This window comes from Shimia sp. (genome assembly GCF_965227725.1).
Taxonomy (GTDB): Bacteria; Pseudomonadota; Alphaproteobacteria; order Rhodobacterales; family Rhodobacteraceae; genus Shimia.
The window spans coordinates 504,599-528,427 of sequence record NZ_CBDDGH010000005.1 but is presented as its reverse complement, the minus strand read 5'-3'; the positions used below and the strand labels follow the sequence as shown (position 1 = coordinate 528,427).

General features: G+C 56.7%; 30 protein-coding genes and 1 tRNA gene. 5 read left to right on the top strand and 26 right to left on the bottom strand.

The window, feature by feature from the left end; translation table 11 throughout:
• The 3 genes from ACO07T_RS12940 to ACO07T_RS12930 are packed head-to-tail and all read left to right on the top strand — an operon-like array spanning window position 1 to window position 2,848.
• The gene (locus ACO07T_RS12940; RefSeq protein WP_422049761.1) at window positions 1-537 is read left to right on the top strand and encodes a hypothetical protein; all 537 of its coding nucleotides are present in this window, start codon (window positions 1-3) and stop codon (window positions 535-537) included.
• Window positions 537-1,547, top strand: coding sequence for a branched-chain amino acid ABC transporter permease (locus ACO07T_RS12935; RefSeq protein WP_209060298.1), 1,011 nt, complete (start codon window positions 537-539; stop codon window positions 1,545-1,547). The genes ACO07T_RS12940 and ACO07T_RS12935 overlap by 1 nt, the downstream gene beginning before the upstream one ends.
• Window positions 1,544-2,848, top strand: coding sequence for an ABC transporter permease subunit (locus ACO07T_RS12930; RefSeq protein WP_422049760.1), 1,305 nt, complete (start codon window positions 1,544-1,546; stop codon window positions 2,846-2,848). Before ACO07T_RS12935 ends, ACO07T_RS12930 begins: the two co-directional genes overlap by 4 nt.
• A gap of 72 nt (window positions 2,849-2,920) precedes the next feature.
• On the opposite strand, the gene ACO07T_RS12925 is transcribed toward ACO07T_RS12930, so the two are convergent.
• Window positions 2,921-4,468, bottom strand: coding sequence for a helicase HerA-like domain-containing protein (locus ACO07T_RS12925; RefSeq protein WP_422049759.1), 1,548 nt, complete (start codon window positions 4,466-4,468; stop codon window positions 2,921-2,923).
• Window positions 4,469-4,998: 530 nt separating this feature from the next.
• Here ACO07T_RS12925 and ACO07T_RS12920 point away from each other — a divergent pair.
• The gene (locus ACO07T_RS12920) at window positions 4,999-5,595 is read left to right on the top strand and encodes an invasion associated locus B family protein (RefSeq protein WP_422049758.1); all 597 of its coding nucleotides are present in this window, start codon (window positions 4,999-5,001) and stop codon (window positions 5,593-5,595) included.
• A 93-nt stretch (window positions 5,596-5,688) separates the two neighbouring features.
• Here the strand turns inward: ACO07T_RS12920 and ACO07T_RS12915 are convergent, their stop codons facing one another.
• From ACO07T_RS12915 to ACO07T_RS12900, 4 genes are read right to left on the bottom strand one after another with little or no spacing between them, the layout of a single operon-like run.
• On the bottom strand, window positions 5,689-6,897 hold the full coding sequence (locus ACO07T_RS12915; protein WP_209060306.1) for a beta-ketoacyl-[acyl-carrier-protein] synthase family protein: 1,209 nt from the start codon (window positions 6,895-6,897) through the stop codon (window positions 5,689-5,691).
• A 36-nt stretch (window positions 6,898-6,933) separates the two neighbouring features.
• On the bottom strand, window positions 6,934-7,185 hold the full coding sequence (locus ACO07T_RS12910) for an acyl carrier protein (RefSeq protein WP_209060308.1): 252 nt from the start codon (window positions 7,183-7,185) through the stop codon (window positions 6,934-6,936).
• A 29-nt stretch (window positions 7,186-7,214) separates the two neighbouring features.
• On the bottom strand, window positions 7,215-8,306 hold the full coding sequence (gene lpxD / locus ACO07T_RS12905) for a UDP-3-O-(3-hydroxymyristoyl)glucosamine N-acyltransferase (protein WP_422049757.1): 1,092 nt from the start codon (window positions 8,304-8,306) through the stop codon (window positions 7,215-7,217).
• Window positions 8,307-8,338: 32 nt separating this feature from the next.
• Entirely contained in the window at window positions 8,339-9,958 is a 1,620-nt protein-coding gene (locus tag ACO07T_RS12900) for a L,D-transpeptidase family protein (RefSeq protein WP_422049756.1), read from the bottom strand.
• 358 nt (window positions 9,959-10,316) lie between these two features.
• Here ACO07T_RS12900 and ACO07T_RS12895 point away from each other — a divergent pair, with 358 nt between their 5' ends.
• Complete coding sequence (locus tag ACO07T_RS12895) at window positions 10,317-10,862, top strand: YcbK family protein (RefSeq protein ID WP_209061982.1); 546 nt, start codon at window positions 10,317-10,319, stop codon at window positions 10,860-10,862.
• Window positions 10,863-10,946: 84 nt separating this feature from the next.
• Here the strand turns inward: ACO07T_RS12895 and ACO07T_RS12890 are convergent, their stop codons facing one another.
• The 21 genes from ACO07T_RS12890 to ACO07T_RS12790 form a co-directional block, all read right to left on the bottom strand.
• Window positions 10,947-11,390, bottom strand: a complete 444-nt coding sequence (locus ACO07T_RS12890) for a hypothetical protein (RefSeq protein ID WP_422049755.1) — start codon at window positions 11,388-11,390, stop codon at window positions 10,947-10,949.
• A gap of 562 nt (window positions 11,391-11,952) precedes the next feature.
• Entirely contained in the window at window positions 11,953-12,246 is a 294-nt protein-coding gene (locus ACO07T_RS12885; protein WP_422049754.1) for a hypothetical protein, read from the bottom strand.
• A complete protein-coding gene (locus ACO07T_RS12880) occupies window positions 12,243-12,731 on the bottom strand; it encodes a hypothetical protein (RefSeq protein ID WP_422049753.1) in 489 nt (162 codons plus the stop codon). Before ACO07T_RS12880 ends, ACO07T_RS12885 begins: the two co-directional genes overlap by 4 nt.
• A 33-nt stretch (window positions 12,732-12,764) precedes the next feature.
• Window positions 12,765-13,019: a hypothetical protein gene (locus ACO07T_RS12875; protein ID WP_422049752.1), complete on the bottom strand. Its 255-nt coding sequence runs from the start codon at window positions 13,017-13,019 to the stop codon at window positions 12,765-12,767.
• Window positions 13,020-13,236: 217 nt separating this feature from the next.
• A tRNA-Leu gene (locus ACO07T_RS12870) sits at window positions 13,237-13,321 on the bottom strand.
• Window positions 13,322-13,492: 171 nt separating this feature from the next.
• The gene (locus ACO07T_RS12865) at window positions 13,493-13,795 is read right to left on the bottom strand and encodes a hypothetical protein (RefSeq protein WP_422049751.1); all 303 of its coding nucleotides are present in this window, start codon (window positions 13,793-13,795) and stop codon (window positions 13,493-13,495) included.
• Between the two features lies 1 nt (window position 13,796).
• Window positions 13,797-14,825, bottom strand: a complete 1,029-nt coding sequence (locus ACO07T_RS12860; protein WP_422049750.1) for a tyrosine-type recombinase/integrase — start codon at window positions 14,823-14,825, stop codon at window positions 13,797-13,799.
• Between the two features lie 65 nt (window positions 14,826-14,890).
• Complete coding sequence (locus tag ACO07T_RS12855; protein ID WP_422049749.1) at window positions 14,891-15,265, bottom strand: hypothetical protein; 375 nt, start codon at window positions 15,263-15,265, stop codon at window positions 14,891-14,893.
• A gap of 49 nt (window positions 15,266-15,314) precedes the next feature.
• Window positions 15,315-15,668 (bottom strand): MarR family winged helix-turn-helix transcriptional regulator, encoded by a 354-nt coding sequence (locus ACO07T_RS12850; RefSeq protein ID WP_422049748.1) that lies wholly within the window; start codon window positions 15,666-15,668, stop codon window positions 15,315-15,317.
• A gap of 750 nt (window positions 15,669-16,418) precedes the next feature.
• The gene (locus tag ACO07T_RS12845; RefSeq protein WP_422049747.1) at window positions 16,419-16,595 is read right to left on the bottom strand and encodes a hypothetical protein; all 177 of its coding nucleotides are present in this window, start codon (window positions 16,593-16,595) and stop codon (window positions 16,419-16,421) included.
• An 11-nt stretch (window positions 16,596-16,606) separates the two neighbouring features.
• Window positions 16,607-16,885 (bottom strand): hypothetical protein, encoded by a 279-nt coding sequence (locus ACO07T_RS12840; RefSeq protein ID WP_422049746.1) that lies wholly within the window; start codon window positions 16,883-16,885, stop codon window positions 16,607-16,609.
• Between the two features lie 3 nt (window positions 16,886-16,888).
• Entirely contained in the window at window positions 16,889-17,020 is a 132-nt protein-coding gene (locus tag ACO07T_RS12835; protein WP_422049745.1) for a hypothetical protein, read from the bottom strand.
• A gap of 26 nt (window positions 17,021-17,046) precedes the next feature.
• Complete coding sequence (locus tag ACO07T_RS12830) at window positions 17,047-17,793, bottom strand: hypothetical protein (protein WP_422049744.1); 747 nt, start codon at window positions 17,791-17,793, stop codon at window positions 17,047-17,049.
• A 1,320-nt stretch (window positions 17,794-19,113) separates the two neighbouring features.
• A complete protein-coding gene (locus tag ACO07T_RS12825; protein WP_422049743.1) occupies window positions 19,114-19,374 on the bottom strand; it encodes a glutaredoxin family protein in 261 nt (86 codons plus the stop codon).
• A gap of 114 nt (window positions 19,375-19,488) precedes the next feature.
• Window positions 19,489-21,222, bottom strand: a complete 1,734-nt coding sequence (gene terL / locus ACO07T_RS12820) for a phage terminase large subunit (RefSeq protein ID WP_422049742.1) — start codon at window positions 21,220-21,222, stop codon at window positions 19,489-19,491.
• Window positions 21,223-21,319: 97 nt separating this feature from the next.
• Window positions 21,320-21,604, bottom strand: coding sequence for a hypothetical protein (locus ACO07T_RS12815; RefSeq protein WP_422049741.1), 285 nt, complete (start codon window positions 21,602-21,604; stop codon window positions 21,320-21,322).
• Entirely contained in the window at window positions 21,605-21,874 is a 270-nt protein-coding gene (locus ACO07T_RS12810) for a hypothetical protein (RefSeq protein ID WP_422049740.1), read from the bottom strand. It lies immediately after the preceding gene.
• On the bottom strand, window positions 21,874-22,068 hold the full coding sequence (locus ACO07T_RS12805; RefSeq protein ID WP_422049739.1) for a hypothetical protein: 195 nt from the start codon (window positions 22,066-22,068) through the stop codon (window positions 21,874-21,876). Before ACO07T_RS12805 ends, ACO07T_RS12810 begins: the two co-directional genes overlap by 1 nt.
• Window positions 22,065-22,808, bottom strand: a complete 744-nt coding sequence (locus tag ACO07T_RS12800) for an acyl-CoA desaturase (protein WP_422049738.1) — start codon at window positions 22,806-22,808, stop codon at window positions 22,065-22,067. Before ACO07T_RS12800 ends, ACO07T_RS12805 begins: the two co-directional genes overlap by 4 nt.
• The gene (locus ACO07T_RS12795) at window positions 22,805-23,224 is read right to left on the bottom strand and encodes a hypothetical protein (protein WP_422049737.1); all 420 of its coding nucleotides are present in this window, start codon (window positions 23,222-23,224) and stop codon (window positions 22,805-22,807) included. Before ACO07T_RS12795 ends, ACO07T_RS12800 begins: the two co-directional genes overlap by 4 nt.
• The gene (locus ACO07T_RS12790) at window positions 23,224-23,829 is read right to left on the bottom strand and encodes a hypothetical protein (protein WP_422049736.1); all 606 of its coding nucleotides are present in this window, start codon (window positions 23,827-23,829) and stop codon (window positions 23,224-23,226) included. Before ACO07T_RS12790 ends, ACO07T_RS12795 begins: the two co-directional genes overlap by 1 nt.

Here is a 23,829-nt window from a genome sequence, read left to right as displayed (position 1 = left end):
ATGATGTTGAAAACTCATGTTCCTACGCGTCCGGCCCGAGGGTGGGTGCGGAACGCGCCCGCCCGTGGGGGCGGGTCGGACGCGTGGCGCGGCAAAGCCGCGCTTATGTTTTTATGTGCGATTTGTATTTGGTCGCCAATCGCAAAAACTGCGACTGCCAAAGAGGCCGATTTTGACTGTACGCTGCAGGAAACATGCAAAGAACCGGCAAAGTGTGAAGCCGTTCTTTCGCTCGGGTTTTCTGATATAGCCTTGAACACGCTTCACACGAGCCTCGGAACATTTGAAGTCTTGGCGAAGTCTGAACCTGGTACGAAGTTGGATGAAATACAGCTCTCTACGCAAACCTACCAAATCGTGACCACTGGTGGTTTTGTTCAGGCGCATCAGGAGACTCAGAAACAGACACTCACGCTGACTCTGGCCCAGACCGACAACGCGACCGTCTACGGCACACTCATAACAGTTCCCGCAAAATATGCGGACTACGACAACGCCCGGCGAGTATTCGCTGGCCCTTGCGAATTGGGGTTCTAATGGACTTCCTCAACGCCCTTGTGGCGCTTTCTAACTTTGTTCTGATCCCCGCAATCGCCTATGGCAGCCAGCTGGCGCTCGGGGCGCTGGGGGTGACGCTGATCTACGGCATCCTGCGGTTTTCCAACTTTGCCCATGGGGACACCATGGCCTTTGGCGCGATGCTGGCTGTGCTGATCACATGGTGGTTCCAATCCATGGGGCTGAGCCTGGGCCCGCTGCCAACCGCCCTGCTGGCCCTGCCCTTTGCGATTTTGGGCACGATGGCGTTGATGCTGATCACCGATCGTATGATTTATCGCTTTTACCGCGAGCAAAAAGCCAAGCCGGTGATCCTTGTGATCGTGTCCATGGGCGTGATGTTCATCATGAATGGCCTCGTGCGCTTCATCATCGGCCCGGCGGATCAGAAATTCTCTGATGGCGAACGGTTCATTATCTCAGTGCGTGAGTTCAAACAGATGACTGGCCTGCGCGAAGGTCTTGCGATCAAAACCACGCAGGGCATCACCGTTGTGGTCGCCATCGTTGCTGTGGCACTGCTGTTCTGGTTCCTGAACCGCACCCGCACCGGGAAATCCATGCGGGCCTATTCAGACAACGAAGATCTGGCGCTGCTGTCGGGCATCAACCCTGAGCGTGTTGTGATGTACACTTGGCTCATTGTGGCAGCACTCGCGACCACGGCTGGTGTCCTCTACGGGCTCGATAAATCCTTCAAACCGTTTGTGTATTTCCAACTGCTGCTGCCGATCTTCGCCGCCGCCATTGTGGGTGGTTTGGGCAGCCCGCTGGGTGCCATCGCAGGGGGCTTTGTGATTGCCTTTTCCGAGGTGACCATCACCTATGCGTGGAAAAAAGTGCTGAAATACATGCTGCCAGAAAGCCTAGAGCCCTCCGGCCTCGTGCAGCTTCTGAGCACCGACTATAAATTTGCCGTCAGCTTTGTGATCCTGATCGTGGTTCTGCTGTTCAAGCCGACCGGCCTGTTCAAGGGGAAATCGGTATGAGTGAACAGCTAAAAAACACCGCCCTTTTTGCCCTGATCTTCGGCCTAATTGTACTGACCGGCTTTATGCAGAGCTGGAACGTGGCGCTGCTGATCCTCAACATGGGGCTGATTTCGGCAATCATGGCGCTTGGCGTGAACCTGCAGTGGGGCTTTGCTGGGCTGTTTAACGTGGGTGTTATGGGCTTTGTCGCGCTTGGTGGTCTGGCCGTTGTGCTGACCTCCGCAGCACCTGTTGACGGTGCCTGGAGCGCAGGTGGCTGGCGAATTATGATCGCTTTGCTTGCGGGTGCCGGCACAATTGTGGGCGCGGTTATGCTGCGTCAGAAAATGCCTGCTGGGCGTGCGCGCAATCTCGCGACACTTGCTGTTCTGGTGGCGGGCTTCTTCCTCTACCGCGGCATCTTTGATCCCGGTGTGGCCGCTGTCGAGGCGATCAATCCAGCGCTGCAGGGCAACTTGGGTGGTCTGAACCTGCCAGTGCTGCTGGCCTGGCCTGTCGGTGGTCTGCTGGCTGCTGGTGTGGCCTGGTTGATCGGCAAAACCGCTCTGGGTCTGCGTTCTGACTACCTGGCGATTGCGACGCTGGGGATTGCGGAAATCATCATTGCCGTGATGAAAAACGAGGACTGGTTGGCGCGCGGCGTGAAAAACGTGGTCGGGCTGGACCGTCCGGTGCCTTATGAGATCGACCTGCAGAACTCCTCGACCTTCATCAACCGCGCTGAAGGCCTGGGCATGGATGTGGCCACAGCCTCGTCGATCTTTGTGAAGCTGAACTATTCGGTCCTTTTTGCCATTGTGCTGATCCTGATCTTTGTGATGGCGCAGCTTGCGCTGAAAAGCCCGTGGGGCCGGATGATGCGCGCGATCCGTGACAACGAGGTGGCTGCCGAAGCCATGGGCAAAGACGTCACCAATCGCCATCTGCAGATCTTTGTGCTGGGCTCGGCGGTCTGTGGCATTGCGGGCGCGATGATGACCACACTTGATGGTCAGCTGACACCCGGCACCTACCAGCCGCTGCGCTACACCTTCCTGATCTGGGTGATGGTGATTGTTGGTGGCTCCGGCAACAACCTTGGCGCGGTTTTGGGCGGCTTTTTGATCTGGTTCCTCTGGGTGCAGGTTGAGCCGATGGGGCTGTGGCTGATGGAGCTGGTCACCATCGGGATGGCGGAAGACAGCGGCCTGAAGAAGCACCTCATCGACAGCGCGGCCCATATGCGCCTGCTGACCATGGGGGTGATCCTGCTGTTGGTACTGAGGTTCAGTCCACGCGGTTTGATCCCTGAAAAGTAAGAGAAAAAGGCGCTCCTTTGGGAGCGCCTTTTGCCTTCGGCGAGGATATTTTGAGAATGAGAAGGGGCTGGCTCAGCGCCCTTTGAAGAGACCGCCAAGAATACCGCGCACGATTTTGCGCCCCGTGGTTCCTGTCAGCTCTTTCATCACCATCTTGCCCATGGCGGTGCCAAAGCTAACATCTGACCGGATGCGCATAGAGCGAGAGGACGACCGGCTCACCCGACCTCCGCTGTAGCGCCGGGCCGCGCTGAACTCGCGCTGCGCCGCGGGTTGTTCTTCTTCCTGAGCTTCCACGACCTCCGCTTCCTTGGCCGCGCTTGCCGCGCGATCGCGCAGCATTTCATAGGCGGAATGGCGATCCTTGGGGGTGTCGTATTTTCCGGCAACCGGTGAATTGGCCATCACATTTGCCCGCAGCGCCTGATCCAGGGGCCCCAGTTGCGACGATGGCGGACGGATCAGTGTCCGCTCGACAATGCCGGGCACGCCTTTCTTCATCAGCATCGAGGTGACAGCCTCCCCGACGCCCACCTCGCGTATCGCCTCTTCAGTCTCAAAGCGGGGGTTTGGGCGGTAGGTTTCTGCCGCAAGGCGCAACGCTTTCTTATCGCGGGCTGTAAAGGCCCGCAGCGCGTGCTGGACCCGGTTACCCAATTGCCCAAGAATATCCTCGGGAATGTCGTCAGGGTTCTGGGTCACAAAGTAGACCCCCACCCCTTTGGAGCGGATCAGGCGCGCCACCTGCTCCACCTTGTCAATCAGCGCCTTGGGCGCGCCGTCAAACAGAAGATGCGCCTCATCAAAGAAGAACACCAGCTTGGGTTTCTCCGGATCGCCCACCTCAGGCAGGGTTTCAAACAGCTCAGACAGAAGCCACAGTAGGAAGGTGGCATAAAGACGTGGCGCGCCCATAAGCTTGTCTGAGGCAAGGATGTTGATGCGACCGCGGCCTTCGGCGTCCACCCGCATCAGATCAGACAGATCCAGTGCCGGTTCACCAAAGAGTTTGTTGGCCCCCTGGTTTTCCAGAACCAGCAGGCGGCGCTGAATGGCACCAATCGAGTTGACCGAGATATTGCCATAGCGCAGGGCCAGCTCTGCGCGGTTCTCGCCAACCCAGACAAGCAGCGCCTGCAAGTCCTTGAGATCCAGCAAAGGTAGACCCTGCTCATCCGCCAGACGGAAGGCGATGTTGAGAATACCCTCCTGCGCCTCGCTAAGCTCCATCAGCCGCGCCAGCAACAGGGGCCCCATCTCCGCAACCGTGGTGCGCACCGGATGCCCCTGCGCCCCAAAGAGATCCCAAAAGGTCACCGGGAAGGCTTTGTAGCTGTAGCTCTCAAGGCCTATTTTTTCAGCGCGGGAGGTGAAAGCGCCGTGCAATTTGGCCTCTGCGCTGCCGGAGGCGGCAAGACCTGAGAGGTCGCCCTTCACGTCAGACAGGAACACCGGCACCCCGGCTGCGGAGAATCCTTCTGCCAGAATCTGCAAGGTTACAGTCTTTCCAGTGCCGGTTGCCCCAGCAATCAGGCCATGCCGGTTGGCATATTTCAGAGAAAGCCCCTGTTTTTCGCCATAATCGGGGCCACCACCGCCCAAAAAAATCTTGCCGTCCATCAGTGACTTACCTCGCCGTTGCCCTGAAAATGAGTTGGTTAACCGAATGCAGAATACATTGTTAACCTTTTTGCCCCATTTTCAAAGGTGTTCCAGACCAGAGCTTAACGGTTTTGGGAACGAACTCCTCCCTGTTGAGTACTGGCCGCACGCACTGTGCGGCCCTTTTTTTTGAACAATTCCAAGGCAGAAGAATTTCTTTTTCCTGTTGACCGCAAACGATTTTGGCCGTAGCGTTTTGGCAATGAATAAGTCGGCCAGTCCGACGGGGAGTGAAATATAGGGAGAGGGCCCAGTTTTGGGCCCTTTTTCTTTGGAAAGTGACTGCCCCTTCAATCCCTTACACGCTATCTTTCGTGCAAATATAGTTTACCCTGTCGGCCCGGTTGCGAGGCATGCTCCGCAAGCAGTGTCCGCTCACAAAAGCGAACCCTGTCAGCATTGATCAGGTTTTCATCAAGCGTGACCTGACAATCAAATTCTGCCGTGTTAAGCGACGGCAGACGACATGAGAACAATCAGGAAATCACATGCTCAAACTTCCAACTTTTATTGCCGCGTTGCTCGTGGCGAGCCAGCTCTCTGCGCAGAGTGTGCCATCCCTGTCTGACGGATCGCTGGCAATGGGGGAAGCCGTGGCCGGTCAAGGTGAAGCCCAGATCCCGCAGGCCCCGAACAATGACGTGACCACCGAAGTGATCGGCGATTGGGAGCTGCAATGTGCAGCCAACGGGCCGGAGCCGCGCCCATGCCGTTTGTACCAGCTTTTGCGCGACCAGACCGGCACGCCGATCTCTGAAGTCACACTGTTCAAACTGGCCCAACCTGAAGGTCAGGCGGTGGCCGGTGCGACTTTGATTGTCCCGCTTGAAACGCTGCTGACCTCGCAGTTGACCATGGCCGTGGACAGCAACAACGCCCGCCGCTACCCGTTTGCCTTCTGCAACCAAGCTGGCTGTGTGGCGCGGATCGGCTTTAGCGAAGCCGATATCAACAACTTCAAAGCTGGCAACGTCGCGCAGATCACCATTGTGCCCGCGTTGGCACCGGATCAGGTGGTCACCGTGGAAATGTCCTTGGCTGGATTTACCAAAGCCTTTGACACCGCAGGTGGCGTCGATCAGTAAACGCTCCCAAAGCGTAAAAAACAACAAAGCCGCACACCTGATGGTGGGCGGCTTTTGATTTTCAGAAGTCTGTGTATCGGCGGTCTTGCGGCATCAGACCTTCTTTAACGCCATCACCGCATTTAACCCGCCAAAGGCAAATGCATTTGAGAGCGCCACATCCACATTGGCCTCACGTGCCTCATTAGGCACAACATCCATAGCGCATTCAGGATCGGCTTCTTCATAGCCAATCGTGGGCGCGATGATGCCGTCGCGCAGCGCCATGATGCAGGCCAGAAGCTCCACCGCACCGGTGCCGCCAATCAAATGGCCATGCATGGATTTTGTGGAGGAAATCATCAGTTTATCTGCATGGGGACCAAAGACATCGGCCACCGCGCTGCATTCGGTTTTGTCGTTTGCTGCCGTACCGGTGCCATGCGCGTTGATATAGCCCACGTCTTCGCGGTTCAGCTTGGCATCGGCCAAAGCTCCGGAGATCGCGCGGGATGCGCCCTGACGGGAGGGCATCACAATATCAGCGGCGTCTGAAGTCATGGCAAAGCCGACCACCTCAGCCAGAATTTCCGCACCGCGCGCCTTGGCATGGTCCATCTCTTCAAAGACAAAGACGCCTGCGCCCTCGCCTTGCACCATGCCGTTGCGGGTGGCTGAAAACGGCCGGCACGCATCCTTGGACATGACCCGCAGCCCTTCCCAGGCTTTGACGCCGCCAAAGCAGAGCATGGATTCAGCCCCACCTGTGATCATCACCGGTGACATGCCGGAACGGACCATCTGAAAAGCTTGGGCCATCGCATGGTTGGAGCTCGCACAGGCAGAGGCCACCGTAAAGCTCGGGCCTTTGAGGTTAAACTCCATGCTGATGTGGCTCGCCGCGGCGTTGTTCATCAGCTTGGGCACGACAAAGGGGTGTACGCGGTTTTTGCCGTCCTCATAGACGGTCCGGTAGTTTTCATCCAGCGTTTGCATGCCGCCGCCGGAGTTGCCAAGGACAACACCGGATTTTGCGGAAAGCTCACCGGAAAACTCAAGACCGGCCTGCGCCAGCGCTTCGCGTGCTGCGACAAGCGCGAACTGCGTAAAGCGGTCATAGAGCGAAAGCTGCTGCCGATTGAAGATAACCTCTGGCTCAAAGCCCTGAACCTGCGCGCCGATTTGGACGCCCAGACGGTCCACATCGCGCATGTCCAGCTCGCCAATGCCACAATGCCCTTCACGCATGGCTGCAAGCGTTTGTGGCACATCATGCCCAAGGGCGTTGATTGTGCCGGCTCCTGTAATGACGACGCGCTTCATGTCCTCTTTCGCCTTATTCGTTCTGCGAGTGCAGACTCAGCCTTCAACCAGCTTTTCAATGCCGGAAATGATGGTGGCTACTGAGGAAATGTCAAAGTCACTCTTCTCAGGCTCATTGGCATTGAAAGGGATCGAAATATCAAAGGCCTCTTCAATGGCAAAGATGCTTTCGACCAGACCAAGGCTGTCGATGCCAAGGCTCTCCAAAGTGCTGTCCATAGAGATGTCAGAAGGCTCCAAAACCGCCTGTTCGGCAATGATTTCAATGACTTTGTCTTTGACACTCATTTCTCTTCCTTTCCCGCGGTCATCGGGTTTTAGGACTTAAAGCCCAACTTCGAAACAGTTTTTTGAAGATCTGCAAATTGCTTTGCCAATCGTGGCAACCGTCTGAGAGCTTTGTACATTTCCAGATTGGTTTCCATCTTGACCGCTGGGTAACCAAGCACAACCTGCCCCGGTGCCACCTTGCTCATCAGCTTGCTGCCACCACCGGCGATGACGTTGTCGCCAATGGTGGTGTTGTCAGTGACGCCAACCTGCCCGCCAAGGACCACATTGTTGCCAATACGCGTGGAGCCGGCGATGCCGACCAATCCGGCAAACAGGCAATCATTGCCCACGACAACATTGTGCGCCACATGAACGAGGTTGTCGATCTTGCAGCCATTGCCAATCTTGGTGTCGCGCACCGTGCCGTAATCCACACAGGAATTGGCGCCGATTTCGACGTCATTTCCGATGGTTACAGCACCAAGCGAATGTATGCGCGCCCAGGCTTGCTCAGTGACATCCCCCTGATCCCCCAGTGAGGCGCGCGCTTTCTCCACGCCACTCGCCTCTGGGGTCACAAAAGACAGGCCATCCGCGCCAATCCGCGCGCCAGGTTGGGCCCAAAACCGGTCTCCGATGGTGACGCGCGCGCCGATCGAGACGTGATCGCGCAGCATTGTGTCCTCACCCAGACGGGTGTCTGCCCCAATGTGACAAAACGGGCCAATAACGCTGCGCGCACCAATCTGCACGTTTGCGCCGACAACCGCATAGGGTCCAACGGAGACACCCTCGCCCAGCGAGGCGGTTTCGTCAATCAGTGCAGTCGGGTGAATGCCTTCCGGATAGCCCTGACCGGGGTCCATCATGCGCGACAGTCCCGACATGGCAAACCGTCCGCGCTTGGCGGTGATCGCGGCCTCAAGCCCCATGCCTTGCCAGTCTGCACCATCCCAAAGAAGCGCCACTTTGGCCTGCCCTTTGGCAAGCCCATCGGCGAATTTCGGATTGGTCAGAAGCGCCAGATCATCCGGACCAGCCATGGCAGGTTCGGCAACCCGCTCCACGACCAAATCAACGTTGCCATGTGCCTGCGCATCAATTGCTGCAGCAATCTGCTGAACCGTAAACGCCATGTGCAACCCTCCGGATGATGTCGGAGGCGTGTTTAGCCTTGATAAGAGGTTAAGGCCACCCCTTCATTTGCCATGGCTTCCCAGATCTTTGCGTCACGCCCATAGACGTCGCGGCGATACTGCACCGGACCTTTGGCCTCGGTGTAAGCCGTGCGGTAAATGATGTGCACCGGGATGTTCTGCTCCAAATTCACATGTGTTTCGCGCCCGGTTTTCAAACGCGACTGGAAGAAGCCTTTGGGGTTGTCTTCCTGTTTGGACAGAAGCTCATAGGCAAATTCAAACGGCTGCTGCAGCCGGATACAGCCATGGCTGTAAGCACGCACTTCGCGTTTAAAGAGCGCCTTTTGAGGTGTGTCATGCAGATAGATATTGTGCCGGTTCGGGAACATGAATTTGACCAAACCCAGCGCATTGCGGTTGCCCGGCGCCTGCTTCATGTCAAAGGGGAAGTTCCGGGTTGTGAACTGGGAGAAATCAACCGCACTGCGATCAACCGTTTGACCGCGGCCATTCACCAAACGCAGATAACTCACAGCGTTCGGGTTCTGCTTCAGCAGAGGTAGGTATTCCTTGGTGGCAATAGAGCGCGGCACATTCCAGGTTGGATTGATGACCATATGCTCCATTGTGTCGGAGAATTCCGGGCTGCGGCGATCACTCTGGTTCTTGCCAACCACCGAGCGCGTGCGGAAGGTCAGCTTGCCGTCATCGATAATCTTCGCGGAAAAGTCGGTCAGGTTGACAAGAATTTCGCGCCCTTCGGTTTCACGATCCAGCCAGCGCTCCCGCTCCATGGCGACCATGATGGATTTCAGGCGGGTCTCAGCAGATACGTTGATCTCGCTGATCGTGCCTTTGCCCGCGACGCCATCAATTTCCAAACCATGGGCTGTCTGGAATGCGCGCACGGCGTTCTCAACGTCGCTGTCATAAGACGCGGTGGCGGAGCGCTCCATAAAGCCCATCCGCATCAGGCGGTCGCGCAGCGCAATAACCGAACGGCCTTTGTCTCCCGGCTCCAGCTTGGCAACAGGCACGCTCTCGCCCCACCCTCCTTGAGAAACCAAACGCTGAAGGCGCAGCTTCTCTTTCATCAAGCGGGTGTATTCCGGCGTTTGCGGCGCAAGCCCGCGCAGGAAGCTCTTCGCGTCCTCCGCCGCAATAAAGCTCTGCAAAAGCTCGGTGCGGTCACGCCGCGCAATCTCGCGCACAATTTCTTCGTCAATACGGGACGGCACCAGCATGCCGGACGTCAGATCACGCGCATATCTCAGGTAAGCCTTGCTGAGCGCCACTTCCACAAGCCCCAGATCCCGCGCACTGCGCGCACTGGCCATTTGGGCAACCAAACGATCCACATCATAACGTGCCGCCGGTAATGCATGATCTTCGACACGGGACAGTGCGTTGATCAGTGCCTTACGCCGCTGAACAAAGATCTCCCCCTCCCCAGTCCAGATCGGATCGAAATCCGCGCCGCGGTAATAGGCTGCAATCGCATCGTCGCGCGCCGCTGTTTCTGCAACCGCCTGCTTAAAGGCTGGGAAGGCCTGCGCTTCCGTGGTCAGCAGTGAAACAGCGAGGACAGCCGCGGTGACAGAGCTGAAAACACAGCGCTTAAAGCGGGACGCGCGCGAGGGTTGCAACATAAGAAACTTCCAATAGTCGGGATCAATTCAGACTTCGATTTTCTCCGTATCGGCAACGCTGTCCAATCACAAGTTCGCCAAAGGGGGGAATGTGGTGCAATTTGTTGCACCGGTGCAGCGACGCCACAAGTCCTGCGGCGGAAACCTTTTGTTCAGGAATTAAGCAAAATTCTGCCTAAAACCCATGCTCCGCCCGTCAACGCCAAAAAGAAACCTTGGTGTAGAAATCCTTGTGTGCCATAAAAACCGCACATCTGAGGGGATGGATGACAACAACGGCCGCGTAACATCGCGGTGGCAGGTAAGCGACGGGACAGGCGCTGAAACTATGAACGAACCGAACGACGGCTCTTTGAGCATGACGCGGCGCGGCTTGCTGGGCGCGTTTGCAGCAACAGCATTGACTGCGGCTCCGACATATTCCAAAGCAGCGGGCTTTTTGCGCGGTGGCGGTGATATCCGCCGCATTCGCATGTATTCAGGCCGCACCGGTGAGCGCATCGACACCATTTACTGGGTTGAAGGCGAGTACATCAAAGACGCGGTCAGCGAGGTCAACGCCTTCATGCGTGACTGGCGCACCAATGACGTTATCAACATGGACATCCGCACCATCGACATCATGGCCGCAGCCCACAATCTGATGGACGCTGGCGAGCCTTACATGCTGCTGTCCGGCTACCGCAGCCCCAAGACAAACGCGATGTTGCGCTCCCGCTCCCGCGGCGTGGCGAAGAACTCATTGCACATGAAAGGCCAAGCCGCAGACTTGCGCCTCTCTTCCCGCTCAGTGACCCAAATGGCCCGCGCAGCAGCCGCCTGCCGCGCCGGTGGTGTTGGCCGCTATTCCGGTTCCAACTTTGTGCATATGGATTGTGGACCCGTCCGCACTTGGGGCCGCTAAGCCCCAAACACGTCCCAATCCCCGTAATAAGAAAAAGGCGCCACTCAGGCGCCTATTTTTTTGCCAAGACCACGGCCTGCGCCTTTAGCCCTCGTATCGCCAGGCCCCTCTGCGCTCTGACAGCTCCGCCTCACCCGGAAGCAACGTTCCCAATTTCACCATTCCTGCCGTGACTGCGGGTTCAGCGACCCGCGTTTCAGTGTCAGCCTCTGCCGTAGCTTCCGCCATTGCAGGTGCCGTCTCGGGCTCGGCTTCCTGAGCCTCTTGTACTGGGGCAACCTCCGGCTCAGCCACGGGCGCCGCCGGCTCGGGCGCGGGCGTCGCAACAGGCTCCGGTGCCGCTGGCATTTCAGGCGCTTCAGCAGCGCTCGCTGATTTGCTCATCATGGTCATGCCAAAAAACGCCGCGCCCGCCAGAATGGCCGAGACAACAAATCCCCAGCCCAGCCCCGCGAGACTGACAAGGAACACAAGGGCAGCAACAACAAGGGCTGCTGTGGATTTTCGATTGCTGGTTGACTGTGACATATCTCTCCTCCCCAAGAGTGAGGGAAACTATAGGCCCGAGGGGCTCATGCACCTAGAGATATGTCCCAAAGCCCTCATAGGCCTTTGGTCGTATCAAGGTTCAACGAAAAGCGGATTTTAAGCGAAATTGTGTGGAGCGGGCGCGCTCACCAACATTAACTACACGACGTAACCTATTGATTTTGTGGTGCCCAAGGAGAGACTCGAACTCTCACGCCCGTGAAGGCGGGGGATTTTGAATCCCGTGGAAGCTGGGTAGGCCATTGATATTCCACGGTTCCTCTCGTCACCGCGTCACCGCCTATGTCACCGTCCATGTCACTGGTGACGACCACGGAACTGTCGGGTGATTCCCTGTCCCGCCGCGTGACAGAAATAACATCCACTTGTGGAGCTTTCTGCCCGCAAAGCATCCGAGCCATGGGCCTCGGTCCTGCGCCGTAGAATGCACCAAAGGTCAGAGCCTTCACGGTGTCTGCTGGGGCAAACAGAAGGGGCTGAGATAGGATGCTGTTGAGGTGGTCCAGTCGAGGATTGCCGTCGTTGTGGTAGAAGAACCGCATCAGAAGTCCTCTGATGTGATCTGCGTGGGGCTGCTGATACTTGTGATCATGTCGATCTCATACTTCTCGCGAGCGAACTCGGCTTCCCCTTCGAGGTCGCGGATGCGCTTCCTCGCCTCAGTCAGTTCACGGTAGATGTTCAGGCGCTCTTGGTTGATCAAGTCAAACTGGTGACCGGCTTGGGTGCGGTACTCGCGCAGACCCCGTTCCAGTAGGCGGGTGTGTTCGGCTTGCGTGATGAAGCCCCAGCGGTGCGCGAGGTGGCGTTGGATTGCAAAGATCAGTTGGTTCATGCTGCGGGTCTCTTCCATGCTGCGGCTGCGCGCCCCTGCGCCATGCCTAGGGTGTTCGCCGTCTCTTCCCAAAGCTTGGGGACAAACTCTTCGTGGAACATTCGGTGGAATGCGCGGGCGACCTCAGGTGTGCGGTCGAAACGGACCCTCGGGTCTTCCGCCATTTTGAAGTTCGCCATGAACGGCTCCATAGACCAATGGACTTCGTGCGCGATCACCCGATCATAAGGCAACATCGCCGTGCTCGCGGTCACCTTGATGGGAGGCATAGGGATGCCCTCACAGGCCTCCTTTTGAAGCTGAAAGTAGGCGGCGCGGAGTTCTTCATGGTCACGCCAGATGCCAATCAGTTTGATGGCGAGGTCGGTGTTGGTGGCGAGCAGTTCCTCGTATTCTGCGCGACTGTGTGCAGGGACTTTCTCATGGATGAACTTTGCTGTCTTGTCGATCAGCTTCTCTTTGAAGGTGCGCGTGTCGTCTGTCATATTGGCTCCGCAAGTGGATGTAATTGGACGTGGTTAAGAGCAGGAAGTTGATGGGCCGGTATAGTCTTTCCCAGCAGGCAAACAGACACGCTCGCGCAGGACGCAGCGGGCTTGCTGTTGAGGCACCATGGTGGTGCTCTTGCCGTTAAAGATAGGCACGAGTGTGGTGAAGTATTCGTGTCTGGCACACACCTCACCCCAGCGCGGCGGGCGCTCGTCAGGTAGGGTTGCAATCCAGACGACAACGAAGAGCACGGCCACGACGAAGCCGAGTACAAGTTTGTTCATGGTGTTCCTTGTTGGGTAGGTGAAGGTCAGCGGGTCTTGAAGTAGACCACTGCAGCGACCACCGCTGGGACGAACAGAATAGCCGCCAGAGCCTCAGAGTATGAGAGACTCACGGTGGCAAGGACGAACAGCCCAAAAGCGATGCGGTCGAGTTTATTCACCATAGCCGGTTAGCTAGTGGTGAGTGTTCAGAAGGTCAAGAGATTGGTTCTTGGGATGGTGCCGCTCCCCGGACTCGAACCGGGACGCCTTGTGGGCAAAGCATTTTGAATGCTTCGTGTCTACCATTCCACCAGAGCGGCACGAGGGCTGGTTTATGGGGCTGTCAGTGAGTCGTCAAGCAGGTACGTATCGCCACCTTTTCTCAGTCCCTAGGAAGCATTCATACTCCACCTCAAGGACATACCCCTCAGGGGCTGGTGGAGGTGTCACGAAGGTGCGCGGCCATATCCAACCCTGTGGTGGTTTCCAGTTCATGCGGCGTCCCCTGTGTTCATGGCCTTGGGCGCGGGAAGCATGAAGGGCGATGGGAGCTTGGACACACGTTCCATGATGTCAGTCACATCGTCAGATGTGAGGTGCCCCAGCACGTCGTCCGTGATGGGCGTGTCGTAGCAGAGGTCACCCTGAAACATGACAGCCACCTCGTAGAGACCAGCATCTGACCCGTAGCCGTCGTCTATGACGCTCACCCCGTACCCATTTGTATAGTCATGGCGTGCTTGGAAGCCTCCGCGTCCAGATTTCCGCTTAAACACAAGATCAAAGAATGTCATTTCAAGTTCCTTTTCGGTCGTTAAGTGCCTTGAGCGCTATGTCGAGGCTGTTAGGCGCGAGGTGCGCGTATTTCATGGTGGTTTCGATCACCTTGTGGCCCATCCAGTTCTGCACGATCACCAGAGGCACCCCCTCCTGCACGAGGCGAGAGCATGTGGTGTGGCGCAGGGTGTGGAACACTGCCTCGTCTTCATCGGGCAGATCACGGTGATGCTTCCAGCGGCGCATGAAGCGGCTGATGTTCTCGCTGGTGAGGCGCGTATCAAACACCCGCTGGTGTGCTTTCAGGCCCTTGATCAGGCGCGCGCATACCACCTTGGCTTCTTCGGTGATGGGAACCGAGCGGTTCTCGTCAGACTTGGTCTCGTTGACGATGATCAGGCCACGCTTGAGATCAATGTCGCGGGGCGTCAGGGCCAGCAATTCACCTTGGCGCATGCCTGTCTCGACCCCGAGGATGATCAGGTTGAGCATGTCAATATCGCCCTTAGCGAAGTCGATCAGGCTCTCCATCTCGTCATCCGTAAAGTAGCGCAGACGGCCTGTGTATTCCTTCTTCTTCGGTAGCTTGAACTTCTGGACCCAGCCGCGCCGTTGACCAATGGTGAGCATCTTCCCCAGCGCCGCGAGCTTGCGGTTGATGGTGCCCCCTGAGTTGCCCTTGACGGCCAGACGGTCGCAGACCTCAGTCACATTGTCGGGCTTGAGGTCAGACAGGAGGAAGTCATAGCCAAGCTCGTCAGGCCAGACGCTGCCGTTGCGGATACTGGATGTCTCTGCCTTGGTGCCCTTCCATTCATCGCGAATGGTCACGTCCAGAAGGTCGCCCAGAGTTGGACCCTTGGAGGCCTTAGCCTTGCCGCTGTCCTGCACCAGATCGGCGGGGTCTCCACCGGCCAGTAGGTGTGCCTTGAATTGAGCCTCTACTGCCTGTGCCTCATGCAGGGTATCGCAGGAAACACGAGGAGCGCGGACGCCCTTCACTGTCACGTCTACCTGATACTTGTTGCCTTTGTTGCGGATTGCCATTGGAGCGTCCTCTCAGTTTGTGGAGTGGCCCCTGCGACCAGTCATCACAGGGGTCATCGTTTAGTTCAGGCGAAATAAGCGGCGAGTTCGTTGGTCGGGTAAGCATTGACGTACCGTGCTTTAGGGAAGCGGCGTTTCATGTGCTCACATGCAGCTACCTTGATGATGGGAACACCCCGTGAGTGGAGCCTTTTTGACAAATCAATGCCAACACTGATGGTTTCGTGAACGGGGTTCACCATCAGTTCCAGCGCTTCGGGGTTCGTCTTGGCGAGGTAACTCAGGACCGTATCGTAGCCCATAATATCGCAGGTGAAGTCCTCCTGCTCAGTCCCAGCCAGTTCGATCTCAAGGTTGCGCAGTTTGGCTGCGGTAACATGGTCCATGAAGCCGCCGCGCTGAGCGTCACGAAGGCGGGCGATGATGTTAGTTGCATCCATGGGGTGTCCTTTCAAGTGGAGCTTTTGGGGTAAAAGGAAGTGAACACCCTCAACGGGTGTCCACCATCTTGTTTGCTAGTGCCCTGCCCTTGGTTGTCAGGTAGAGCAGCTTCGCGCGCCGGTCTTCGGGGTTCTCGACCCACTCGATCAGGTCGTGTCCCGGCTTCCCGAGACGATGCACCTTAGAGAGCGCCGCGAGGATGCGCGAAGATGTTGCGCTGGGCATATCCAGTGCGTTGCGGAGTTCAACTTGCGTTGACCCCTCATTGAGTGCCACCCATGCAAAGACAGCCGCCATGGACATTGGCATGTCCTTTTCGGTGTCCCGCATAAGCTGGAAGAGATTGTAGGTAGATCGGAAGTCCCTACGCTTATCGTCCGAAGCGAAAGTGGTCGTGTTCATAGTCATTGTCCCCTTTAGCAGGGAATGATTTCAGCCCCTGTCTGTTCATTTTTGAGTGTCTCGTCACCTGCTACAGCCCAACCGGCTAAGAAAGCCAGTGAATACAACGTAAAGATGACTGCTAATGCCCGTGTGATATACCATACAGGCCATTGAAATTTCTGGAAACGCTTTGTTTGCACTAGCGAGAATTTTCCGCAGAAGATATGAGTGTCATTCCCCTCGCGGTGGTATTCCCAAGACGACCAACTGGCCTTGGGAGAGTATTCAACGACTACATCACGGAGTGGTGTCGATAGCGTAGTCAAGATCATTGCTTGTTGTCCTACCTTAACGGGAAGGGCACCAGAAATTTGCGCCCCTGCCCTAAGTCCCTCTAAGCCTGAAAAATGTCAGGAGGTTAGAGCCAATAACTTTGGGAGTATCCATTGGTATATAGTCTAGTCGCTTTCGGATATGTCACGACTTTACGCGACGTTTCGCCGACTGGATCGACTTTTTTAACATCCGCTTGTCTTTCTCTAGCGTATGTACAAGCCACGGCCCGAGAAGGCCCTGACGCTCGTGCTCAATAAATATGCGTCTGTCGATCTGCGCTCGTTTCATCTGACGTTTCCCCCTGTCAGGCACCAGAGACCCAGCGCCACGGTTACTGCAATGATTAGCGGAAGGCCGGTGTCCAAGAAAAAGTTCATCCGAAGTCCAGTTCTTTCTCAGGCGGCAAATAGAAGTCCTGCATGTCGCTTCCTCTCAATATTCGAAGTCAATGAAGACGACGGTGTCGCCGCTCAGGAAAATCGAGCGACCCACGTCTTCGTAGTCGGTCAGGCAGTATTTCTTGCTCGCCCTGTCATAGTGCTCACGCAAGTAGACTTTCTTTGCGTCTCTCTTGCGTTTGATCAGTGCGCCCGCTGGTACGTGTCGCAACGGAACGCTCCTCATACCCAACCCTCCAAGCGGCGAGGAGGTAAGGTTTCCCATACCCCGTTCGGTCCCTCGCGTTCATAATCTGAGGGTGGCTCGTAGGTGCCGTCTTTCATCTTCCAGCCAAAGAAAATGATGTCTACGTCGTCAAAGGCTTCGATGCCGTAGTCCTTGGGCAGACTGGTGTGGAGCAGGTTAAAGCTCTCGATCTGGTCATAACCCTCACGCGACATGATGGTGCCGTCAGCGTCCACCACACAGTGCCCCTCAGAGCCAACTAAAGTAAGCCTCATTGATCAGCCCTCCATCTCGGCAAAGACCCATGCCCCAGCGGCCCCGATAAGGACCGCCAGAAGCAGTCCCCCAGAGTGCAGGCTCAGGAAGTCCATGAAGGTGAATGTGAAGGGTTCGGTGTTCAGAGTTTGCATGTGAAGTCTCTCCGTAGGTGGATACATTAGGCCGCAACTAGGGCCTTGGCTTTCTTGGCGGATGTGCCGTGCGCAACGATGGCAATGGACTTGGCTTTCTTGGATGCCCCAGCGCATAGCCCGCAAAGGTCACAGGTGGTGCGCTTGCCCATTTCATCGGAGGCAGGGCAGAGGATTTCCTTACCGGCCACCACATCGGCCACGTCGGCAATCACTCGGAAGGTGCGCTGACCCATGGCCCACGCGGCTGCAGCTTCGGCCTTGCTGTCTGCTGAGGTCATGAAGCGCTTAGGGTCAGTCGCGGCACCATCTACGCCGTTTTGGTGGGTGTATGCGGTCCAGCCGGTGGCGTCTTCACACAGGCTATCCCAGATGTAGGAAGGCACTGCAGCGCCGTCGCCATAGGTGCCAATGCGGACCATGCGACCCTTGCCGATAGCTTTGATTGCCTCATGGCCGGTCACGGTATCATATACACCACGCTTGAAGGCGGCATAGACAGAGCGCGGACCATGGGCCAGAGTGACGTAGCAGGTGCGGTCTTTGGCCTGCCCTTTATCGCCGTCATGTGCCTTGCCACGGTGCGGACAGTTCCCACAGATCGAGAAGTCTTGGCCGGTGCGGCTTGCACTGATTGGGTCAATGTCAGCCCGCAGAATGTAGGTCTGCACCATGTCGCCTGTCTTGCGGTTGCTTGTCTTGGTCTGAGCAACGACGATGATCTCTTGACCGTCGAGAAGGCTTGGCCCTTGGTAGATGATATGGCTCGGCATGTGAAGTCTCTCCGTAAGTGGATACGTTAGGTTACAAAAACAGCCCGCTCGGGCAGCTTATGAAACCAACGATATGGTTTCGTGTTTACTGAGCCGCCGGTCACCCGATCTTAATCGCCCGTCATGCCCTGCCCACCATCGCCGCACTCCGTCACATCGCCGTGGTCTGCGCTTAGGTGGTCAGAGCATCCCGTAGGAAGCCCTCTGAGCCGGTCACCTCAGGCCGCGTTGCAATTAAGCGAGCGGGTTTGGCTTCGACCCCCAGCCGGTGATATGTCTTCGGGCGGCTGGCCCCTGCCCCGTCCGGCCCGTAGCGCCCTGCGCCGTGTCTGCCGTTCGGTGATATTGTTCTAGCCGCAAGTGGATTATCTCCGCAAGTGGATATTTCCCGAAAGTGACGAGAAAGATGCTAAGTGTCTGTTTTTAAACGAAAGAAAAAGGACAATGTTTCCCCCGCACCATGAAAAACAGGCCCGCGGTGTCCCTGATGGTGCCGTGATGGTGCCCCCAAGCGTCCCGTGATGGTGCCCGTGATGGTGCCTTTGCGTATAATAGCTCCCGCGCGTACCTATAGACGCCCTCAAAAGGTCACGTGATGGTGCGCCTGATGGTGTCCGTGATGGTGTCCGTTAGAGTGGACGTGGCGTCTGTTATCGTGGAGACAAAACAGATTGACTGCACCCCTTCGGACGGTCACGCGCTGACACAATCCAACGCCCCTTGATGTGCTCTTGATGGTGGCCGTGATGGTGCCCTTGCGGCGTGTCGCGGGATTTATAATCCACCGCAACCCCAACAAAACAAGGACGGTGCGCGTGTTGGTGACCTGAAGCGGTGACTTGAGGTGCCGTGCCGGTGCGATCTGGAGGAGCCGAGGGGGGTGCGCGCGGTCATCTCTATCTATCTCTGGGTGTCACATTTTTGCGGTGAAAATAAAATGGGTTCCCGGTTGACAGAGGTATGTGCTTGACAGGGTTGACTGAGGGGCGTCAGCCCCGAGGGAGACCCTGAGGGGGAAGACCCACTGTCGAGATGCTTATTTCGAGCATCCATGGTCTATACCCCCGCTAGGGGGCACCTTCATCATGGGTCTTTCTCGGAGGAGGAGGAGAAGTACATGCCCTCTCACGTCCACTTACTCATTCTGGTCATGGACCCTTTAAGGTAACCTCTAACATATACCTTAAGGTTTCATCCTTAGGGCTTAGATGCGGGTTAATTGTAGGTGATTGAGAAGGCTTATCTTTTTAGGGTGTCTCAGAGGGGGTGTTGGAGGGTGTATCTCCTCCTTCGATAGAAGGGGAAATCACCCCCTGAGGTTCAGCCTAGCAAGCCCCCTGCCTGCAGCCCCAAGCGGGCCACCTTACGGAAGTCGCTGAGACCGCCTACGGAGACTCCTGAGGGCGTGAAGACTTGAGGTACTGTCTCATACCCCGCTTCCCTCAGCACCGCTCTCTCGCGGCTGTCAGGAGCCACAGCGATGAAGTCGAAGGGGATACTCAACAAGGTGAGAAGTTGTTTGAGATCGTCACAGGCAGGACAGCCGTTGTCATACCCGTAGACGGTCAGTGGATTAGACATAGAGATAGGTTCCGAAAAAAGCCCCACCGGCTCGCAGAGCGAGTCAGCAGGGCGTGTTGAAGGTTGGTTGGGAGTGAGAGTCCCAGGATTAGTTAGAGGCCCTCAGGGAGTCCCTCAGAGGCTCGTGAAGCCTTTGCGTTTTCGGCGCTTCAAACCGCCCATGGCGATGCGGCTTTCGATCCCGCCTTTCACTTCCTTGATGAAGTCCTTGTAGGCCTTGTCACGGAGTTTCTGTTGGTGCTTCTCGAAGGCATCCTCCGAGTTCTGGGCCATCTGTTCTGTCCAGTACGCCACAGCCATTGAGAGCGCGTCTAAGCGGTCGTCATGTTTCAGGCACCCTCTCTCCCGCGTGAGTCGGGTAAGCTGCCAGAACAGGCTATACGAGGCCTCCGAGGCTGTCTCGAAGTCCCGGTTGATCAACGTCTGACAGATGACCAAGCGGTGCTGCGCGAGGACAGGCTCGATGGTGTCGGCCATCCTCATCTCTTTCTGCTTCGAGTGGTTCACTTCTTCGATCTGAACGAGATACTGGTTCCGCTTACACGCCGCCATCAGGAGCTTCGCGAACATGCCTCCGCCGAAGTTGCCCTCGACCAGCAGGACATTCACCTTCTGATCTTTGGCGACCTGAACGATCTTGTCCAAAGTCTCGTCATCGTAGCCGCCAACCAGACCACCGGCAGCGGTCACGAACTGCATCCCGTTGAGGTGCTTGACCACCGCGTATGCTGTCTCATCCTGACCACGGCCCGAAGGGTCGATGGCCATGACGGAACCACTGTAAGGCAGGAAGTCTTTACCCACGAACATGGGACCGTAGAACTTGTCGCCGGGGAGACCTGACACATGAACACCTTCGATCAGGTGCTCTGCACCAGAGGACCAAGCAAGCTGCGCAGGGGCCATGTGAGGGTCCAGAGGCATCGTGATCATGTCAGCCAGCTTCAACGGGAACCGCAAGCTGTCGTTCAGGCTGGTGTTCAGCATGAACTGCAGAGCGAAACCTGCAGGGCCATAAGATCTTTCACGTTCATCCAAGTCTTGATTGGAGAAACGGTCGGGGTCAGTCGATGTACCGACAGGCCAGCCCTTTTCGATCAAGTTGTAGATGAACGGCGCGAGCTGCCCGTTGTAGACGTTGGTGTCTTCTGGGACTCGTGCTGGCCAGATGCGGATGTTGTAGCCACGCTCGGGCAGCTTGATATACATCGTCATGGCAGACTGAGGTGTGCCGAGGTAGGTGATCACGCCCCCCGGTTTCAGAACAGCGTCGAACTCTTTGACGGCCTCAGACAGCCTCTCACGGGCACCTTCGGTCGCCGAGTTGTTCAAACTCTCGATGTCGTCCGCGAGGATTTCGTCAGCACGGGAGCCTGTGATCTGGCCGGTGATGCCTACGGACTTGAGTGAGGGGTCTTTGGACGGTTTTGACGGGCCAACGTCGAAGAACACATTGGAGTTACGCTGATCTTCGCGGGGGATGAGGTGCTCCAATAGAGGCATCTCGTGGATGAGACGCTTCACAAAGCGCGAGAAGTCATCAGCGGTAGTCTTTGTGGCGGAGACAACCATGATCTTCCATTCAGGGTTGCAGTAGAAGCGCCAGCAGACGAAGGCTGCGTAGACCCATGTCTTGCCGACCCCTCGGAACGCCTGAACCATTTTCCTTCGCGGGCCATGTTGCATGTACCAAGCGATGTCCAACTGAACTGGCGTGGGTTTGGGGAGGCCCAGATGCTTCCAGACGACATGAAGAAATAGACGGAAGTCCTTCTTAAGAGGGTCTTTTCTCTCCTCCTGTCGGCGCACCTGTCTTGACCGCCCGTCGTGGTTACGTTCGGGTATCATTAGGTTTTCCTTGTAGGTGAAACGCAAAAAGCCCCGCGAATGCAGGGCCTTGTGGGTGTCACTTAAAGCTGGGGTGAAGGAGGCCCGAAGGCCTCACTCAGTTGTAGTAGGTGTTGTCATCCCCATCATCGAGCGTGGGGAGGTCTTTCAGCGCGTCCTCCAGAGGATCGAAGCGGTCAGCGCCGGGGTCAGCGGTGATGTCGTTGTCCTTGAGGAATTTGATGGCTGCAGCGATGTAGCTCGCAGGCGCAGGCTCCCGTCCGACTTCCTCGCCGGTCTCTTTCGAGAACACGGGGATGCCGTTCTGGATGATGTCGGCCAAGCTCTGCGCAGTGAGCGCATGAAGTTGGTCCATCAGGTCTGAGGTTGCTTTCTTTGTCATTTAGAGTAGTCCAAAATAGTGGGCCAACACCGTGAGACCCGTGGGGACAAGAACCCCGAGAGCGCCCGTCAAGACGCCTACTCGGATTTTGAATGCCTCTAGCAGGGCAACACGGTCGTCGAGTTCATCTACGTGCTTTTCCATTCGGGCTTCTACTTCGTCGAGGCGACGGTTCGTTGACCGCCGCTCTTCGACTAGATATTTCAAGTCCCCGCTCATCTCACCCAACATCAAGAAGATGCGGCTGTAGTCGGGGGTTTCGGGTTTCATTAGAAGTCACCGAACTCGGGGCGCTCTTTGACGCCCAGATCGTATTGAAGTTCCAACAGTTCTTTCTCAAGGTTGCGCACTTCGGTCTGCAGTTTGCGGATGAGGGTGCGGCCAGAACGCGCGGACGCCACGCCGACGAGGGCGATGAAGGCGGTAGGGAAGAGTGCGATTACTGCGATTTCTGCGAGTGTCATTTCATGGTTCCTTGTTTTGAGATGAGCGCGATGACTGCGCCCGAGATGTCGATTTCCCACCACTTGTGGGAGAAGCTTGCCCTTCCGGGCTTTGCATGATGATTGTTGTGCCAGCTTTCGCCCCATGCAGGGATTGCGAGCCACCAGCAGTTGCGGCTGTCCTCGCCGGTCTCATAGGTCTGATAGCCGTAGACGTGGCCGACCCAATTCGTGATGACGGACATGAGGATTGTGATTGCCTGAGGGATGCCACCGAAGAAGGCGACAGCGATGTCTCCCCCAATGAGCCAGAGAGCGAGGTAGTAGGCTGCAATGAGGAGGATGCCGTTCTTGTGGAGCCACCTGAGATAGCGATCTCGTAGCATCGAACGGACCATCCGATAGTTCACCACATCGTCGTAGTCAGGGACGAAGTTTCTCCACCCCCGACGCGGCCCGTGCGGGTCTCTATCAGTGTCACTGTAAGCGTGGTGCGCCTTATGGACAGCAACCCACCCTATCGCGCTTCCTGAGCCAGCCAGATGGCCGAACAGAATAAACAGACGCTCTAACCACCACCACCGGAACTGGAAGCTGCGATGCGATAGGTAACGGTGGAAGGTGACAACCACTCCGAGGCAACCGAAGACGAAGTACATTGCGATAGCACAGGCCCACCAAAACAGGCCCGCATCGCGATAAACGATACCGGCGAAGATGCCCGCCAGCATGATGAGAAGGATGTGAATGGAGCGTATCATTCGGTGACCTCCAATCCGGCCCAGCGCGTCCCGCCAGCGTCGAACTCCACCCAGCCTTCAAACCGGCCTTCAAAGAAACCTTCCCGTTGCACTGTTGAGCGCGCGAAGAAGTATTCCGTGTTGAGTGCCTTAGCGTATGCCTGAGGGTTGGCTGAGATGATCGAAACGTGGTGGTGTTCTGAGTTGAAGGCGGTGACCTTCGTCATGCCCTCACGGGAGAACAAGAAGAGTTCGTGGCCACCGTCTGCCATGGGAACAGCGAACAGCGCTGATATGGTGGAGAACCCGTCGTAGACTGCGCGGACCAGAACAGCATGCCCTGCTTCCTCTGCCATAACGAACGGGAGAACACCGGGGATGCCGACGAATGCGAGCCATGGTCGGTCAGTGTTCTGGGTGATGTCGTAGACTTTCATTACCAACGTCCTCTAATTCTCAGTTCGATGACTTGACCCGGCTGCACATCGTTATCCCAAGTCTTCACAGGAAGCGGTTCGATGCCCGCGTAGAAGCCGTGACCACCTTGGGAGATGCCGCCCAAGTAGGCCCTGCTATCTGAGGGGGTCCAATACTCTAGGCGCTTGTTGGTGGTCTTGTTCCGCAACTCTAGGGAGACCACCTTGTTGAGCGGATGGTTAGTGCGGAAGTTTTGGTCAGCCAAGTTGCCGTTGCTGGTGAGTAGCTCGTACATGTAGACGCTTCCGGCGTAGATACCTGACGATTGGCCGGGAATGCCCTGTGCTGCGGTGATGAGGAGGCGACGGTCGTTTGGCTTTGACCCACTGAGGAATGGCGGCATCGCATCCCCCGCTTCGAAGGTTTTCAAAGTGCCGTACCAATTCCCTTTTCTGTCAGCCAGCGTCGTGACCGAATAGCGAATTTCCTTGATGTCCTGCCAAACGCTTGTCCACTTCCCGTTCCGCCGAACGAAAACCTCTTTGGGTTTCTTCCAGCTTCCCGAATGACGCACGTAAGGTGTGGCAGCTTTCCAGCTACCACCATGTCTTGAGTAGATTGTCAT

Bases quoted from the DNA above. Each gene is read 5' to 3' on its own strand.
- lpxD (WP_422049757.1), bottom strand. From the start codon at position 8,306: ATGGCGTTTACGGTTCAGCAGATTGCTGCAGCAATTGATGCGCAGGCA.
- ACO07T_RS12795 (WP_422049737.1), bottom strand. From the start codon at position 23,224: ATGAAAGTCTACGACATCACCCAGAACACTGACCGACCATGGCTCGCA.
- ACO07T_RS12850 (WP_422049748.1), bottom strand. From the start codon at position 15,668: ATGAACACGACCACTTTCGCTTCGGACGATAAGCGTAGGGACTTCCGA.
- ACO07T_RS12930 (WP_422049760.1), top strand. From the start codon at position 1,544: ATGAGTGAACAGCTAAAAAACACCGCCCTTTTTGCCCTGATCTTCGGC.
- ACO07T_RS12825 (WP_422049743.1), bottom strand. From the start codon at position 19,374: ATGTCTAATCCACTGACCGTCTACGGGTATGACAACGGCTGTCCTGCC.
- ACO07T_RS12815 (WP_422049741.1), bottom strand. From the start codon at position 21,604: ATGACAAAGAAAGCAACCTCAGACCTGATGGACCAACTTCATGCGCTC.
- ACO07T_RS12805 (WP_422049739.1), bottom strand. From the start codon at position 22,068: ATGACACTCGCAGAAATCGCAGTAATCGCACTCTTCCCTACCGCCTTC.
- ACO07T_RS12935 (WP_209060298.1), top strand. From the start codon at position 537: ATGGACTTCCTCAACGCCCTTGTGGCGCTTTCTAACTTTGTTCTGATC.
- ACO07T_RS12810 (WP_422049740.1), bottom strand. From the start codon at position 21,874: ATGAAACCCGAAACCCCCGACTACAGCCGCATCTTCTTGATGTTGGGT.
- terL (WP_422049742.1), bottom strand. From the start codon at position 21,222: ATGATACCCGAACGTAACCACGACGGGCGGTCAAGACAGGTGCGCCGA.
- ACO07T_RS12855 (WP_422049749.1), bottom strand. From the start codon at position 15,265: ATGGATGCAACTAACATCATCGCCCGCCTTCGTGACGCTCAGCGCGGC.
- ACO07T_RS12915 (WP_209060306.1), bottom strand. From the start codon at position 6,897: ATGAAGCGCGTCGTCATTACAGGAGCCGGCACAATCAACGCCCTTGGG.
- ACO07T_RS12860 (WP_422049750.1), bottom strand. From the start codon at position 14,825: ATGGCAATCCGCAACAAAGGCAACAAGTATCAGGTAGACGTGACAGTG.
- ACO07T_RS12900 (WP_422049756.1), bottom strand. From the start codon at position 9,958: ATGTTGCAACCCTCGCGCGCGTCCCGCTTTAAGCGCTGTGTTTTCAGC.
- ACO07T_RS12840 (WP_422049746.1), bottom strand. From the start codon at position 16,885: ATGAGGCTTACTTTAGTTGGCTCTGAGGGGCACTGTGTGGTGGACGCT.
- ACO07T_RS12800 (WP_422049738.1), bottom strand. From the start codon at position 22,808: ATGATACGCTCCATTCACATCCTTCTCATCATGCTGGCGGGCATCTTC.
- ACO07T_RS12920 (WP_422049758.1), top strand. From the start codon at position 4,999: ATGCTCAAACTTCCAACTTTTATTGCCGCGTTGCTCGTGGCGAGCCAG.
- ACO07T_RS12925 (WP_422049759.1), bottom strand. From the start codon at position 4,468: ATGGACGGCAAGATTTTTTTGGGCGGTGGTGGCCCCGATTATGGCGAA.
- ACO07T_RS12940 (WP_422049761.1), top strand. From the start codon at position 1: ATGATGTTGAAAACTCATGTTCCTACGCGTCCGGCCCGAGGGTGGGTG.
- ACO07T_RS12790 (WP_422049736.1), bottom strand. From the start codon at position 23,829: ATGACAATCTACTCAAGACATGGTGGTAGCTGGAAAGCTGCCACACCT.
- ACO07T_RS12865 (WP_422049751.1), bottom strand. From the start codon at position 13,795: ATGACATTCTTTGATCTTGTGTTTAAGCGGAAATCTGGACGCGGAGGC.
- ACO07T_RS12880 (WP_422049753.1), bottom strand. From the start codon at position 12,731: ATGACAGACGACACGCGCACCTTCAAAGAGAAGCTGATCGACAAGACA.
- ACO07T_RS12890 (WP_422049755.1), bottom strand. From the start codon at position 11,390: ATGTCACAGTCAACCAGCAATCGAAAATCCACAGCAGCCCTTGTTGTT.
- ACO07T_RS12910 (WP_209060308.1), bottom strand. From the start codon at position 7,185: ATGAGTGTCAAAGACAAAGTCATTGAAATCATTGCCGAACAGGCGGTT.
- ACO07T_RS12895 (WP_209061982.1), top strand. From the start codon at position 10,317: ATGACGCGGCGCGGCTTGCTGGGCGCGTTTGCAGCAACAGCATTGACT.
- ACO07T_RS12875 (WP_422049752.1), bottom strand. From the start codon at position 13,019: ATGAACAAACTTGTACTCGGCTTCGTCGTGGCCGTGCTCTTCGTTGTC.
- ACO07T_RS12830 (WP_422049744.1), bottom strand. From the start codon at position 17,793: ATGCCGAGCCATATCATCTACCAAGGGCCAAGCCTTCTCGACGGTCAA.
- ACO07T_RS12885 (WP_422049754.1), bottom strand. From the start codon at position 12,246: ATGAACCAACTGATCTTTGCAATCCAACGCCACCTCGCGCACCGCTGG.
- ACO07T_RS12835 (WP_422049745.1), bottom strand. From the start codon at position 17,020: ATGCAAACTCTGAACACCGAACCCTTCACATTCACCTTCATGGACTTC.